We start from the raw sequence: 13,852 nt of genomic DNA on the forward strand, positions 1-13,852 counted from the left end.
GTCACTTCGCGAGGCTGTTGAGGTTCAGCATTTCCTCGACGTTGGGGAGCACGACGAGCTCCACGCGTCGATTCTTCTGCCGGCCTTCGTCGGTGTCGTTGCTGGCGACGGGATCCGTGTCGGCGTAGCCCGCGGCGCTCCAATTCGTGGGATCCAGGCCGCCCCCGCCGTCTTCGACGGAATCCGTGAGGAACTTGAGAACGCTGCGGGCGCGCATGGCGGACAGCCCCCAGTTGTCCCGGAAGGGGCCGCCTGCGAGGGGCTTCGAGTCCGTGTGGCCAGCGACCTGGAACTCACGCTTGGCGAGATCCGGATCGTTGCGGATCACCTCCGCGACCTGGCGAAGGATGTCGACGCCTTCCTTCTTCAGCTTGTCGCGACCGGAGTCGAACAGCACGTCGCCGGGGAGCTGGATCAGCATGCGGTTGTCCCGCACCTCCACCTTCAGACCGAGTTGCGTCAGCTTCTTGAGCTTGTCGCGCAGGAGCTCGAAACGCTTGCGGATCTGGTCGAGCTGCTCCGCGCGGCGGCGGTACTCCTCCAGGGCCTTGCGCTGCTGCTCGAGGCTGGCGCTCAGGTTGTCGAGATTGACCCCGCGCTCCTTGAGCTTCTTCTTCAGGTCCTCGATCTCGTGGAGCGCGTCGGCGTAGTCGGCCTCACACTTCTTGTGGGCTTGGCGCTGAGCGGCGAGTTGGTTGCGAAGGCTCTCGTTCTCGCGGACCTTCTGATCCCACTCCTCCTGCGAGTACCCGCAGGCGGTAATCACCAACCCGAGCAGGGCCAGCCATACGATTCTCAGTGACCGGTGGAAAGGGGTGTGAGGCATGTTCTGATTCGGTCTCCAGGGGCCGCCCACGCGCGGCGAGCGACCCCCGTAACGTGGCCCGGCTGTCGCCGTCAAGTGCGCGTTGTCGCAAAACTTTTCCGGGGTTCGACGCGTGTCGAGGCACCCCCTTCATGCGTACACTAGACAGGCGCTCCGTCTGCATTGGTTGCAAGGGTTCAGATCGACCTTGTCAAGGGTTAGCGAAACGAAGGTGAACTTTTTTCGTTGACACAACACAATAGGTGGCAATATACGTCGTGCAACATACCGCGGGATGGGCTTCATTGTCCGAAATCCCAATGCTCGTAGGAGGCATCGATATGGCCGCTAAGAAGACCCGTACCAAGACTGCTCGTAAGCCCGCAGCGAAGAAGGCACCCAAGGTTGCCAAGCGCCGCACCACCAAGCGTCGCGCCAAGAAGGGCGCCGCCAAGAAGGCCGCGAAGAAGGCACCTGCCAAGAAGCGCGCCAAGAAGGCGACCAAGCGCAAGGCTCGGGCCAAGAAGGCCTGATTCGAGCAGCTCGGTGTGAAGCCACCGCGGACCGGGAGGTCCCCTTGCTCTACGGAGCGTTGGGACCTCCTGACTGCAACTGGGTTCGCACCGGGGCAGAGGGAGGGAGCGCCGATGGTCGGCGCATCGGACGCGCCGCTGGCGGGTCCGGCCCTTCTACCGGAATCCCTTAGAGATCCAGAGCCTTAGGGCTCTTGCTGTTCCCGGGGATTTCGGCACGAGCACGCGAGCAAGTGCCCTTCGGGGGGCTTGCTCGCGTGCTCGTCAAAGTCCCGTGGGTGGCGGGACGCTCAGTCGCTGATGTAGAGCCGCAGGGTATCCGCCGCGGCCTTGCGATCGAAGGGGACGTCCACCAGGACCTCGCGCTTGGAGATGTCCTCGAACAGCTGCACCAGGAAGCTGTGGAAGGCCATGCACTCGTCGATGGCGTTCTCCAGGCGGGCTGGATCCACGAGGTCCGTGTCCTCCAAGCGTGTCATCGCTTGGATGAACGAATCGAAGCGCGGGTAGTCCGTCGCTCGCAAGAGCGGGTAGCCCATCGCGCGGAAGTACGCGAGGAACTCGCGCACGTATTGGAAGTTGTAGATCGGCGCCCAGCGATCTTCCGTTGGTGAGTACTGCGCCTTGGTCGCGAACGCGCGCACGATTTGAGCGAACATCCACACGTCACGCCGCAGTCGCTCACTCGTTTCGCGAAGTGCAGCCTGGTCGTCGAAGACACCGTCCTCTTCCAGAGCCACGCCCAGCGCCTTGCCCAAGAACAGGATGGCGTTGCGCAGCGCAGGACGAAGGTTGGCGATGGCTTGCAAGATGCCAGTGCGCAGATCGGCGTCCGACGGCAGGCTGTCTGCGGCCGGCACGTCGTGCTGGAAGGCGCGCCGCACTTCCAGACGCAGGCTTCCGGCGATGCCTTCCAGAGCGCTCTTGATGCCGATGAGACGATAGGCGGCAATGCGCAGCTGCTCCGCTTGTTCCCGCACCTCCGTGGCCGGGACCGCGAGCAAGTCCCGCTCGAAGCTCGCCGCCAAGAGCGAGCCGGCGCGCTGCCGCAGGTAGTCGGAGAGGGCGCGGGCGTCCGAGCGGAGCACGCTCAATACCAGGTAGGCGCGGCCAGCCGCCCGACGGCGTTTGGCGCCCAAATCCGCGGCGATTCGCGTGAGCAGGCGCAGGTAGCGCAGCATGCGGAACAGCGCCAAGAAGGTGAGCGCCACCAGGCGGTGGGCCTGCACGCCCGGCACTCCGCGGATCAGATCCAGCACCTGACCGGAGCGAATGCGATCGAACTCCGGACGGAACTCCAGCGCGGTGAGCGGGTTGAAGTAGGCGTTGTTGCCGACCTCGCGCTGCATGGTGGCCAGCACGGCGTAGAACAGGCGAAACGGAACTCGCGGCGTGCGCAAGATGCCGTCCACCACTTCGAGATTGCTGGAGAGAGCTTGGCGCAGCGCCACCAAGCTCTCTTCCGGTCCACTCTGGGCGGTGCCTTCCCGCACCAAGCGCGTGCGCAGGTTGTCCTCGGGCAGCACCGTCTCGAGGTAGCGATGAAAGACCAGCGAGCGGTCCCGCGGACCCAAGAGCTGCCGCACCAAGGACAGCGCGCGCTGCATGCCGTCGCGGTACAACAGCATCGCGTGGCGGAAGTCCATCGCCACCACCGGAGAGCGCCGAGGGGCGCCCGGGTGGTTTCGCGGATTGGCGAAACAAGCCGTTGCCTTCAGCAGCACCTCGAGCTCGAACAAGAGCTCTTCCTTGCCTTCGAGGGCGAGGTTGCCGAACCACGCATCACGCTCTGTACGATGCTCCTGCGCCAGGGAGCGCGTGCGGTCGAGGAGATCGTTGTAGGGGTCCGCTTCGGGCGACAAGCTGAGCGAGGACCGCGGATCCACCATGACGGTCCGCCGAATGTCTCAGCTCGCCGCCGCCCTGCCAAGCATCAAGGCAAGTCGTCGTGGATGGTGGGTCGCCCGATGCTGGAGGGACTGAGCTCCACCCCCATGCGACGGGCTCGCCAGAACAGCACCGCGGGCAGCACCAACACGGCGCTCACCAGGGTGGTCACCTCGCCGACGGCCGCGGCCAGGCCGAAGCTCTGGACGGCCCGGTTGATGGACAGCAGCAGCGCCACGTAACCCAGCGTGGTGGTCAGGGAGCAGAGCACCACGGCGCCGCCCGTCTGTACCAGCACGCTGTACAGCACTTCGTCGCCCTCGATCTGCCGGCGCTTCATCACGTTGATGGCGTAGTCCGCCCCCACTCCTATGCTGATGGGGAGCGCCACGAAGTTCAGGAAGTTCAGCTTGATGTCCCGCAGCGCCAGGTAGGCGATGAGCCAGGAGACGCCGAGCAAGAGCGCGGCCAGTGCCAACCAGCCGGCGGACTTGCCGCGGAAGGCGAACAGGATGACGAGCAGCGTGCCCACCAGGCTGAGCAGGATCGCCTTGGGCGCGTCCTCGCCGATGTTGATGAGCATGTCGGCAAAGATCACTGGATCTCCGGTGCCGTGGATCACGCTGCCGTCGGGCAGCTTCACCGTGCGGAAGCTGTCGGCCCACTCCAAGAGGTAGTGGGCGTCGTACACGCTGCGCCCCTCCGTGGGCACGATGTACACGATGTTGCCGCGACGGCCGTCCTTCTCGGTGAAGGGACGCGCCACGAGCTCCGGCAAGTCTGCGATGGTGAGCTTCTCGAGGTGCGTCGGGATGTGCTCTTCGAGCTTCTTCCAGTCCTCGTCGCTGATGAAGCCGTGCTTCTTGGCCCGCTCCAGGCGGTCGTCGATGTCCCGCAGCAGCTTCAGCTTCTCGGCCTGATGATCCGGCAACAGGTCGTAGACGCTCACGACCTTGTCGAAAGGTCGGTCCTTCTTGGGCACGGCGTCGCGACGCTTTTCCAGCTCCGCCACCAGGGGCTTCACCTGGCTGATGTCGTCCGTGAGGATGGCGCGGCCGTCTTGGCCCAGGCGCCCGACGATCTTGTCGACCCGGAGCGACAGACGCCCCGCAGACGTGGGGCTGAGACGCTCGTTCCGCACGTGCGCCAGGTCGTACTCCATCGGATCTTGAGCGAAGTAGCGCACCGTGAGCACGATGGCGCCCACACCCAACAGGGCTCCGCCGATGGCGATGGCGCGTGGAAACTTACGGGCGGCAATGGCGAAGGGATAGCCGTACAGACCCTTCATGCGCGCCCGCCAGGCCGGACCCTTCTCGGTGAACATCGGCGCGTAGCGCTCGCTCAGCACCAGGAAGGCCGGCAAGAACATGTAGGTCGCGATCCAACACAGGATCATGCCCACACCACCGATGATTCCGAAGTGCTTGAAGCCGTGGAAATCGGTGGAGGCCAGGGAGCCGTAGGCGATCATCGCTGCTCCCGCGGCCGCGAGCGTGGCGGTGTGGGTGTCGCGATGGGAGACGCGGATGGCGATGGGCGTAGAGAGCTTTTCGTCGCGCCGCGCCTCCAAGAAGCGCGCCATGAAGATGATGCCGAAATTGATGCCGTTGCCGGCGATGATGCTCACGAGAAAGCCGGTCGCGGTGTTCAAGTAGCCCACCGTGAGCCGGGCCGCTCCGAAGGCCCAAACGCAGCCCACCCCGATGGTCAGGAACATGGCCAGCAGGGTGCGGAAGCGCAAGAAGAAGAGCAGCACCACACCCAAGATCAAGCCCACGCCCCACAGGCCCACGTGGGCCAGGTCGCTCTTCACCGCTCGGTGCTGCTCCGCGCTGGTGATGAGGTTGCCGGTGAAGCCGAAGGTCATGCTGGGGTCGCCGACCTTCTGCTTCTCTTCGTTCAGGATCTTCTCGATGCGCTGGCGCAGCTCGAAGGCCTGCTCGTCACCGCTGCTGAGCGGAGTCCGCACCAGGATGGCCGCCAGATTGCCGTCCTCGCCGATGTAGTAGCCATCCACGCCCCGGCTCTTCTTCTTGGCTTCGTCGACCTTCTTTCCGAAGCGCTTCTCCAGGTACTCCGGCGTGATCTTGGGCGGCGCGTCGTCGTCCTCCATCAACCCGAGATCCATGCCGCTCTCTTGGCCGACCTCGTAGTCGTAGCGAGCCAATACGTCCGTGTGCAGCTTCTTCAGATCGTCCAGGGAAGCGTACAGGTGCTTGTTCTTCTCGAAGAACTTCTGGACCTCGCGCGTACCGTCGTCGACTGCGCTGACGCTGTCGGGCCCCATCGCGCGAATGCGCGGAGACACGGCGTCCACCATCGCCTTCAGCTTCGCAACCCCGCCGCCCTCGATCACGACGGTCAGCGTGGACATGCCTTCCAGCCGCTTGTTCACGCGTTGCAATTCGACGACACTTGCCTTGTCGTCCGGCAGGAGCTCGCTGAAGGCGGTGCGCAGCTCCAGGCGGGAGGCGGCGAAAGCAGCGGGAATCAAGCTCAGGACGACCAACAGGATCACCAGCCAGGGCCGCGCGATCTGGAGCTTGGCGAGCTTGTCGAGCAGTGGCTCGAGGGGGCGGCGGCGCATCATCACGCCGCCCTCGTGCAGGGGACGTGCCACGTCCGCGAGACTGTTTCGTCCCTTGGAGCGCCTATCGGGTTGGGGACTCACGAGCTCAGGTCACGGCTTGAAATCGAACGGGTAGTTGACCGTCGTTTCCATTCCCCGGGAAGAAGCGGGGAACTTGAGCTTCTTCAGCTCCGCCAGGGCGCAGTTGACCACCGTGGGCGATTTCAGATCACTGCGCTCTTGGTTGAGCTCCGCGCTCTTCACCTTGCCCTCCGGGTCGAGGGTGAAGTGCAGCGTCATGGTGCCGGTGAGGGTAGGAAGGTCCTTCTTTCCCTTCTCGTAGCAGTCGCGGAAGGGCTTGCGGTTGGCGAGCACCACTTGGCGGATGACCTCGGTGGTGCGCGTCTCTGCGTCGCCGCCCGTGTCGTCGCCGCCCGTGTCGTCGCCGCCCGTGTCGTCACCCCCCGTATCGTCGCCCCCCGTGTCATCGCCTCCGGCAGCCGTTGGCGTCTCCGCGGTGGTGGTAGCGGGAGGGGGAGCAGCTGCCGGTGGAGGTTGCTTCTCCGCACACCCGCCGAAGCTGAACAGCGCGACGAGAACCAAGCCGGTGGTGAGCTGAGTGACGGTGCAGGCCTGCATGCCGGGCATCTTATCCCGGTTTCTCAGCAGAGCGGGGAAGGTGCCTTTCCGGCCCGTGAACCAGTGAGATCAGCCGGCTTTCAGGAACGGTTCCCACTCGCTGAAGGGCTTCCGCTCCGTGAGCAGGATCTGTGCGGTCATCGACCAGCGCGGCCGATGGGGCATGTGGAGCAGCCGCATTCCCGCCTCGTCCGGCGTGCGGCGTCCCTTGCGCAGATTGCACGAGCGACACGAGGTCACCAGATTCTCCCAGCTGTCGGCGCCGCCGCGGGAACGGGGCAGGACATGATCCAAATTCAGATCCCGAACCCCGGGCCGCCGGCCGCAGTACTGACAGGTGTGCTGGTCCCGCAACATGACGTTGCGCCGCGTCAGCCGCACCACTGGTCGGGGCGCACGGTCGTAGCGGACCAAGTGCAGGACCCGCGGTACCCGCAGCGCGCCTCCGACGATGGGCAGCGCGTCGTCCAGATCGCGCACCGGCATGTGGCGCCAGCGAAGGAAATCGTGGGTTTCGCCGGCCTCGTCCAGGGCCCGGGCCGAACCTCCGAACAGCAGAACGATGGCTCGCCGCGCCGTCGTGACGCTCACCGGTGCAAAGTACAAGTTGAGCAGCAAGACGGGGAGCGACAGCACGTCCCGACCGTTCCTTGGGCTGTGCGGGCTGCCGTCCACGGCGGGAGCTTAGCACGAGGCTCGGGCCTCGACCGCGCGGCCGCAATGGGCTATCCCCACGGCCGCTGCACCCAGCAGCTTCGAGAGGACTATGGAAAAGGCTTTTCGCGGGCTCTTGGCCGGCACCTTGATGGCCGTCGTGGTGGCGGGCTGTGGGGCTGCCGCAACGGGGGAAGCGGCGTGGCCGCCGACCGCCAAGAAATGGTTCGATCGTGCGGAAACCGGATACCGCACGGCGGACATGGAGGACGCTGAGCTGGCGGTGGAAAACGCGCTCCGGCTCCTGCCCCAAGAAGAGAAGGTGCGGGTGCTGGCCGCTCGCATCGCGTTGGCGCGACTGGAATACGACCGCGCGATCCAGCTGCTCGAAGCCATCGACTCCAGCGAGGCCGCGTCGATTCGGGGCCGCGCCTACTGGTACGACGGACAGATCGAGAAGGCCGCTGACGAGCTCGAGCGGCTGATCGCCGATCCCGACGTGAAGGACACCTGGGCGACGGAGGTCGCCAAGCTCGCCCGGCGCGGCACCGGTCGCAAGCCCTTCACCCTGAGCGGAGGCTTGCTGGCGGTGTCGGAGATGCCGCAGGTCTCCGCCACTTCTCTGGTCGTCCCCCTGGAAGTGAACGGCGAGCCCGCGCTCGGTCTGATCGCCACCGGCACCGCCGAGGCCGTCGTGGATTCGAGTCACGGTGGGGAGTCGACCTGGCTGTCGCTGCGCTTCGGCGAGCGCGTGGAAGTGAAGGACGTTCCCGCGCTGGCCAAGGATCTCTCCGGGATCTCCCGGCAGCTGAACGCGCCCATCAAGATCCTGATCGGCGTGAACCTGCTCCGCCACCTGCACCCCACCTTCGACTTCACGGGCGGACAGTTCGTGGTCCGCACCTTCGAGCCGCCGCCGCCCCCCCACGCCACCACCATTCGCCTCAGCTACGTGCGCGGTGGGGGCATGATGCTGCGCGGAGCCTTCGGCTCCGAGCAGACGGCGCCCTTCGCGACCTTGATGGTCGACACCAGCATGAGCTTTCCCCTGGCTCTGGACGACGGCGGCTGGAAGAAAGCCGGAGTGAAGCTGGCGAGCCTGAGGGACGTCCCCAACCTGGGCAACCTGCGGGCGGGCACGCTGCCGTTGCTTCGCCTCGGCGCCTTCGAGCTGCCGGACGTGCCCGGCGTGTATGGTGCGCCCGTGGGAGACCTCGAGAAGGGCCTCGACATCAACCTCGACGGCCTGGTCGGCTCGGGACTGCTGGCACCCTTCCGCGTCACCTTGGTGGATGGCGGCCGCACCATGTGGCTCGAGGATCTGCCGCAGGAAGCCATCCCCACCGGGCCGCCGCCGGACGACGCCATGCCGCTCCCGGACGACGAGCTCACGCCTCCAGAAGGCGTCGACGCGCCGGACGACGCGCCGGCCCCGCCCGCGCCGAAGCCGGCCCCCAAGAAGCCGGCCCCCAAGAAGGCTCCCTGAGCCATGGGTGCGAGCCACATCGCGATCTACGCGGGTAGCTTCGACCCGCCCACCTACGGCCATCTCGATCTCGTCGAACGCGCGGCGAACCTCTTTCCCAAGGTGATCGTCGCGCTCGGGCGCCATCCGTCCAAGACACCGTGCTTCACGACGGATCAGCGACTGGCTTTGCTGCGCGAGATCTGCTCGCCGTACCCGAACGTGGAAGTCGATTCCTTCGACGGGCTGCTCATCGACTACGGGACGCGCATTGGCGCTCGCGTCATCGTGCGCGGCCTGCGCGCTGGGACGGACTTCGAGTACGAGCTGCAGATCGCTCACGCGAACGCGGATCTGCGACCCGACATCGACACAGTGTTCCTGCCGACCCGCACGAACTACGGTTTCATCTCCGCCTCCCTGGTCCGGGAGATCGCGATGCATGGCGGCGATATCAGCCGCTACGCGCCGCCCAAGGTCTGCGAAGCGCTGCGCCAGCGTTTCAAGAAGGACTGAAAGCGCGGGCGTGCCCCGCCGCAGCGTTCAGGAACGTGTTTGGGGCAGCTTCTTGTCGGGACGGCGCGGAACCACGCTCCGCGCGGTTCCGCGTTGGACCAACAAGAGAACCGAGAACGGCGCTCAGTACACGACCCAGGGGGACGGCATGAACAGCGCGACGAACAGGAGCAGGGTCACGACGGCGACGACCTTGCGTACGGGGGAAAGCTCGGCGTGGGTCTCGTCCACGGGCGGGTGCTTGCCGCCCCCCGCGCGGCCCATGAAGAAGATGAGCAGGGCGAGGAAGAACCAGTTCATCACCGAGCTGATGCCGGGCATCCAGACTTGAATTGGCGTGCTCGAGATGCCGCCGGCTGCGGCCTGGCGCAGCGCGGGCAGCATGTGCAGGACGAAGTTGTAAATGAGCAGGAGCACCGGCGCGAACTTCAGCCAGCGAGCGAAGCGGTTCTGCCGTTGGCCGAAGAGGGAGTAGGCGACGTGTCCGCCGTCGAGCTGGCCGACGGGAATGAGATTCAGGAAGGTGATCAGGAAGCCGACCCACGCGGCCAGCGCCGTGGGGTGCAGTTGCACGTCCATGTTGGCTGGGATGTGACCGAAGACGAGCGCCTTGAGCCCCCAGTACAGGAGGCTTTGCCCCTCTTGGATGTAGGTGCCGTCTCCGCCTCCGACGGGCCCCAGGTGGGAGAGGGACAGGCCGTAGAGCATCACTGGGATGGCCACCACCATGCCGGCGAGGGGACCCGCGGCGCCGATGTCGAGCAGCGCGTTCGCGGAACGGATGCGTCGCGGCATGATGATCACCGCGCCCAGCGTGCCGAAGGGGTTGAGCACCGGCAGTGGCAGGAAGTACGGCAGCGAAGCCGGCACGCGGTGGATGCGCGCGGCGATGTAGTGCCCGAACTCGTGGGACAGCAAGATCGCGAGCAGGGGAACGGCGAAGGTCCAGGCGCTGGCCCAAGAGGCCAGACCCTGAGTGCCATCGGTGGCGGTCCAGCTGCGGCCGACGAAGAAGACGCTCAGCACCGTGAGGGCGAAGAGCAGCGCGTTCGTGCGCCAGTCGAAGGACGGCTCCTCGGGCTCCGGGATCTCGCTCTCACGCGGTGCGGGCTCTTCGCGTTGCACCAGGATAGGTGACGATGGCGGCGGGAAGCTTCCGAGGCGATCGCTCATCGACGAAGGGTCTCTCTGAGGCGCTTGGCCAGTCGATCGAGTTGGGGAGCGAGCTCGGCGTCCAGCACGCCGATGTCCGTCTCGAGCCGTAGCTGACCACGGGCGCGGTTCGCATCCTCTGTAATGCTCACCGCGCTTTCGGCCAGCCCCAAGGTGCTGGCGTCTCGTCGCAGAATCGCCGCGTCCTCCGGGTGGGCGAAGATGCGCACGCGGCGCGCGCCGCGGGCTTCGGACAGGGCCTGTCGTGCGAGCCCCGTGACGAGCTCCGGATCCAGCGCCAACGCCTGTCCGAGCAACCGCTCCGAAAGCACCCGAGCGAGCTCCACGCTACGATCGAGAGAGCGCTCGTCGGCGGCCGCTTCTTGCCGCCGGAGCTGCACCGCCCGCGCGGCGATGGTGGCGGCGGCTTCCGCCCGCGCTTCCGACTCCACACGCAGCTTGAGATCCGCGATCTCGCGACGGGCGTCGGCCAAGATCTCTTGCGCGCGCGCCTCCGCTCCGGCGACGATCTCGCGGGCGCGAGCCTCGGCGTCCACGACGGCACGCTCCACGCGGCGGCCGTAGGGCAGGCGCGCGGGCGGAGGCACGGCAATGGGCTCTGCTTCGGTGGCGCCCCGCAGCACGCGACCCTGCGGCAGCGTCACGCGAGCCTCCGCGCGGCGAGAGCACGCACGACTCGTGCGAGCTCCGCAGCCAGGAGCTTTGCGCGCGCTGGGCGCTCGGCGTGGTTCAGGGAGTGAGCCAGCTCCAGCGCGCGCTTCGAAGGATCCAAGAGCGGCTCCGTGAGCTGGGTGTCGCGCCGCTCGAGTAGGTAGCTGGCGGCCACGAAGGCGCGGGAGAAGTCGTCGGAGTCGGGATTCATGATGCGGCGGAGAACCTCTCGCCCTGGTCCTCTACCACGCCCTCGGAGATGAGCTTGTCGAGATGCGCCCGAAGGCTCATCAGGGCCCAGGGCCAAGCCGCCTTCGGAGTGTCGTCGTACACCAGCGGCAAGAGCTCCTCGGCCGACGATCCGGGCGTGCGGCGCACGGCGCCGAGCACTTTGTCTTCCCGCATTTTGCGATGCGCGACGTAGTACGAGAAGAGCTGACCCGGGTCGTGGATGGGACCGCCGTGAGCCGGCAGCGCGACCTTCGCGCCGAGACCTTCGAGCCGCTCGAGCTGCGCGAGGTACTGCCGCATGTCGCCATCGCCCGGGGCCACCAGGATGGTGCCTTCGCTCGCCACCATGTCGCCCACCAGCAGCATGGAAAGGCGTCGCTCGAACAGGCACAAGTGTCCGGGAGCGTGGCCCGGAGTGTGGAGCACTTCCCATGCTTGCGGAGTAGGGCCCTGCAGCGTGAGCGCTTCGCCGTCTTCGAGCCGGCGATCCACGCGCACGTTCGAAAGCCGCTCCGCCGTCAGGGCGTGGGCCCACAGCGGCAGTCCCAGCTCCCGAGCGAAAAACTCCGCGCCGCCGGCGTGATCCGCGTGGTGGTGCGTGAGGAACAACGCGATCGGTCTGCGTCCGGTGCTCTCGAGCTCTCGAGCCCAGCCGAGCCACTCGCGCCGTTCGTCCTCGAAGGGCGTGGCCGGCTCCACCAAGATCACCTCACGCTCACCGAGGGCGTAGCTCTGGGTGTGAGTGGCGGGCGGAAGAGTCGGCGTGCGTGCCGCGAACGACTCCACGCCCGCCGCGATGGTCTGCGGCTTCGACATGACGCGACAGGATAGCACTGGGCGCGAGTCAGTCGCGCCGAGGCGGAGCACCGTGAATGTCTTCGTAGAGCGCGTCCGCTTGCCGGCAGGAGTATTGGAGCGCGACCGCTGAAGCACGAGTAACCCAGGAGCGATCGGGAAGCGGCAGGCGCTTGAGACGAGCGCGAAGGAGCCGGAATGCGAGGTCTTGGCCGGCGTGACTCCCTTGACCCTCCGGGCCGATCTCGCCTTGCTCGAGGTCCACTAGCACTTCGTTGGCGACAGAGTCGAGAGGAGTGAGGGCGTCGACCAGTAGCTCCGCCTGCGGCCCCTTGGGGTTGTCGAGCGCCCAGGCAACCAAGTCCCGCGCGATCGGCTCCAGGTCCTTCGCCGCCAACAGCTGGAGCACCCAGCTCAGCTCATTGAAATCTGGTGCAGGCTGGAAGGTCTGGAGCCTCGCAAGTGCTGAAGCAATGACGGCTCGAGGCACCTTCAGCCCACGGTCCCGGAGGCTTTGCCAATCCTGGAGTGCCTTCCGCCGATAGATCGCAAGGTCATCCTGCAGTGCGGTAGCTATCGCAGACCACTGGCGCTGCGCGTCCTGCGCGTCCACGTTTGCACGTCGCCGCTCGATGTCGTTTGCGAGCGTCACGCGAACGCGCATGCCTCCGGCGACTTCCTCGATGGACGGGTCCGGTAGACCCATCGCTCGCATCTCGTGCTGCATGCGACGTGTGCCCTCTTGCGCAAGTCGCACCAAGTCGAGGTATTGCAGCGCGTGGCACAGGTTAGCGTTTCGTGGGTTGCTGTAGAGCTCGTCGATGGTTGCGGGTGACGAAAACGGCGGTGGCAAGCCGCCTGGGCTCTCGACTTCCAGCCGGTCGTCAAACATGCGCACGAAGACCGAAGCGTTCTTGATGCTGTAGGAGCGATGAATGAGCGCGTTGACCACTGCCTCCTCCCAAGCCGCCTCGGGATACTCTTGGTCCCGGCGAAACGTGCCGTCCTTCCCAAGTCGGTCGAACTCGCGGACTTGTGTGCGAAAGAACTCGCGGAACTTCTCGACGATGCGCGGGATCGGTCCTTCGAACCACTGATCCTTGACTACGTTTCGCTCACTACCGAATCGTTCCTCGGCGCCGTCGAATCGCAAAAAGCGTAGGCGGGCACCAGGCAGAACCGTCGTTGGATCACGGCCCAGCGCAAGCACCCCACCAAACGTCAAGTACTCGACCCCATCGCGTCTCGCGAGCAGCTTTCGGTTCCTGAGCGCATCGTCGCGAGACTGGTCTAGCTTGAGGCCGTTTCGCTCGCGAAGTGCTCGTAGGAAGGAGTCGACTAGAGCATCGTCAAGCACGTCGTCCGAGAGCGGCAGTGCTGGGCGGTCCTCAAAGGCCCGCTCGCCGCGGGCAAAGCGCAATTCCTCGATCTCTTCTGCACCGAGTTCCCGAGTGCTGGAGCCGACGCGGCGGAAAGCCTTGCCATTCGCGAGACGCACAACGCGATCGGGCTGGCATCCAACATAGATGTAGAGAAGCTCCTCGCTGCCGGCGTCGACGAACCGATGTTCGTAGGGGCAGTCGGAGAGCATGTTGTCCAGATTCGCGAGCAGCTGGTTGGTGGCATCACGTCGGGAGGAAAGCCCCGCGATGCTACCGTCGGGCCCGACGCCGATGACGATCAGCCCACCTTCACCATTGGCGAACGCGGAGACCTGCCGCGCAAGCTCACGGGGGTCAGTCCAGCGCTTTCGTTCCACCCATTGGCTCTCGACCTCGCTGTCGGGTTTCGCGAGCCAGCTGGTGTCATCGCTGTCGTACAGGGAACGTGCTTTCACGGTCGCGTCCAGCCTAGTCCAGGCGGAGCTGGCACGCACCCGCCCAACTACGCTCGCGAGTCGCGCTAGTCCCGGGTGCGGATTTCGTGTCCCG

At 66.0% G+C, this 13,852-nt stretch carries 13 protein-coding genes; 3 read left to right on the top strand and 10 right to left on the bottom strand.

Annotated features, from left to right (window positions below; translation table 11 throughout):
* Window position 1 precedes the first annotated feature (1 nt).
* Complete coding sequence (locus H6717_36260; protein MCB9582548.1) at window positions 2-826, bottom strand: OmpA family protein; 825 nt, start codon at window positions 824-826, stop codon at window positions 2-4.
* A gap of 320 nt (window positions 827-1,146) precedes the next feature.
* Here H6717_36260 and H6717_36265 point away from each other — a divergent pair, with 320 nt between their 5' ends.
* Complete coding sequence (locus H6717_36265) at window positions 1,147-1,338, top strand: hypothetical protein (GenBank protein MCB9582549.1); 192 nt, start codon at window positions 1,147-1,149, stop codon at window positions 1,336-1,338.
* Between the two features lie 290 nt (window positions 1,339-1,628).
* On the opposite strand, the gene H6717_36270 is transcribed toward H6717_36265, so the two are convergent.
* From H6717_36270 to H6717_36285, 4 genes are all read right to left on the bottom strand, one after another.
* Complete coding sequence (locus tag H6717_36270; protein ID MCB9582550.1) at window positions 1,629-3,227, bottom strand: hypothetical protein; 1,599 nt, start codon at window positions 3,225-3,227, stop codon at window positions 1,629-1,631.
* Window positions 3,228-3,271: 44 nt separating this feature from the next.
* Complete coding sequence (locus H6717_36275) at window positions 3,272-5,848, bottom strand: MMPL family transporter (protein ID MCB9582551.1); 2,577 nt, start codon at window positions 5,846-5,848, stop codon at window positions 3,272-3,274.
* Window positions 5,849-5,908: 60 nt separating this feature from the next.
* Complete coding sequence (locus H6717_36280; protein ID MCB9582552.1) at window positions 5,909-6,436, bottom strand: AgmX/PglI C-terminal domain-containing protein; 528 nt, start codon at window positions 6,434-6,436, stop codon at window positions 5,909-5,911.
* 69 nt (window positions 6,437-6,505) lie between these two features.
* Window positions 6,506-7,051, bottom strand: coding sequence for an HNH endonuclease (locus tag H6717_36285; GenBank protein MCB9582553.1), 546 nt, complete (start codon window positions 7,049-7,051; stop codon window positions 6,506-6,508).
* 151 nt (window positions 7,052-7,202) lie between these two features.
* On the opposite strand from H6717_36285, the gene H6717_36290 reads away from it, so the two are divergent.
* The gene (locus H6717_36290; GenBank protein MCB9582554.1) at window positions 7,203-8,576 is read left to right on the top strand and encodes a hypothetical protein; all 1,374 of its coding nucleotides are present in this window, start codon (window positions 7,203-7,205) and stop codon (window positions 8,574-8,576) included.
* A 3-nt stretch (window positions 8,577-8,579) separates the two neighbouring features.
* Window positions 8,580-9,071 carry a pantetheine-phosphate adenylyltransferase gene (gene coaD / locus H6717_36295; GenBank protein MCB9582555.1) on the top strand — a complete coding sequence of 164 codons (492 nt, stop codon included), beginning with the start codon at window positions 8,580-8,582 and terminating at the stop codon, window positions 9,069-9,071.
* Window positions 9,072-9,194: 123 nt separating this feature from the next.
* Here the strand turns inward: coaD and H6717_36300 are convergent, their stop codons facing one another.
* Genes H6717_36300 through H6717_36320 form a run of 5 tightly spaced genes read right to left on the bottom strand, consistent with a single transcriptional unit; the run spans window position 9,195 to window position 13,758 of the window.
* Window positions 9,195-10,244 (bottom strand): site-2 protease family protein, encoded by a 1,050-nt coding sequence (locus H6717_36300; GenBank protein MCB9582556.1) that lies wholly within the window; start codon window positions 10,242-10,244, stop codon window positions 9,195-9,197.
* A complete protein-coding gene (locus H6717_36305) occupies window positions 10,241-10,888 on the bottom strand; it encodes a hypothetical protein (protein MCB9582557.1) in 648 nt (215 codons plus the stop codon). The genes H6717_36300 and H6717_36305 overlap by 4 nt, the downstream gene beginning before the upstream one ends.
* Window positions 10,885-11,106, bottom strand: coding sequence for a hypothetical protein (locus H6717_36310; protein MCB9582558.1), 222 nt, complete (start codon window positions 11,104-11,106; stop codon window positions 10,885-10,887). The genes H6717_36305 and H6717_36310 overlap by 4 nt, the downstream gene beginning before the upstream one ends.
* The gene (locus H6717_36315) at window positions 11,103-11,942 is read right to left on the bottom strand and encodes an MBL fold metallo-hydrolase (protein ID MCB9582559.1); all 840 of its coding nucleotides are present in this window, start codon (window positions 11,940-11,942) and stop codon (window positions 11,103-11,105) included. Before H6717_36315 ends, H6717_36310 begins: the two co-directional genes overlap by 4 nt.
* 28 nt (window positions 11,943-11,970) lie before the next feature.
* A complete protein-coding gene (locus H6717_36320; GenBank protein MCB9582560.1) occupies window positions 11,971-13,758 on the bottom strand; it encodes a putative DNA binding domain-containing protein in 1,788 nt (595 codons plus the stop codon).
* Window positions 13,759-13,852 lie beyond the last annotated feature (94 nt).

The organism is Polyangiaceae bacterium (assembly GCA_020633235.1).
In the GTDB taxonomy this organism is placed as follows: Bacteria; Myxococcota_A; Polyangia; order Polyangiales; family Polyangiaceae; genus JACKEA01.

What these genes read in the sequence shown, in the direction of transcription:
- H6717_36260 (MCB9582548.1), bottom strand. Translation starts at nt 826, where the DNA reads ATGCCTCACACCCCTTTCCACCGGTCACTGAGAATCGTATGGCTGGCC.
- H6717_36265 (MCB9582549.1), top strand. Translation starts at nt 1,147, where the DNA reads ATGGCCGCTAAGAAGACCCGTACCAAGACTGCTCGTAAGCCCGCAGCG.
- H6717_36270 (MCB9582550.1), bottom strand. Translation starts at nt 3,227, where the DNA reads ATGGTGGATCCGCGGTCCTCGCTCAGCTTGTCGCCCGAAGCGGACCCC.
- H6717_36280 (MCB9582552.1), bottom strand. Translation starts at nt 6,436, where the DNA reads ATGCAGGCCTGCACCGTCACTCAGCTCACCACCGGCTTGGTTCTCGTC.
- H6717_36290 (MCB9582554.1), top strand. Translation starts at nt 7,203, where the DNA reads ATGGAAAAGGCTTTTCGCGGGCTCTTGGCCGGCACCTTGATGGCCGTC.
- coaD (MCB9582555.1), top strand. Translation starts at nt 8,580, where the DNA reads ATGGGTGCGAGCCACATCGCGATCTACGCGGGTAGCTTCGACCCGCCC.
- H6717_36300 (MCB9582556.1), bottom strand. Translation starts at nt 10,244, where the DNA reads ATGAGCGATCGCCTCGGAAGCTTCCCGCCGCCATCGTCACCTATCCTG.
- H6717_36310 (MCB9582558.1), bottom strand. Translation starts at nt 11,106, where the DNA reads ATGAATCCCGACTCCGACGACTTCTCCCGCGCCTTCGTGGCCGCCAGC.
- H6717_36315 (MCB9582559.1), bottom strand. Translation starts at nt 11,942, where the DNA reads ATGTCGAAGCCGCAGACCATCGCGGCGGGCGTGGAGTCGTTCGCGGCA.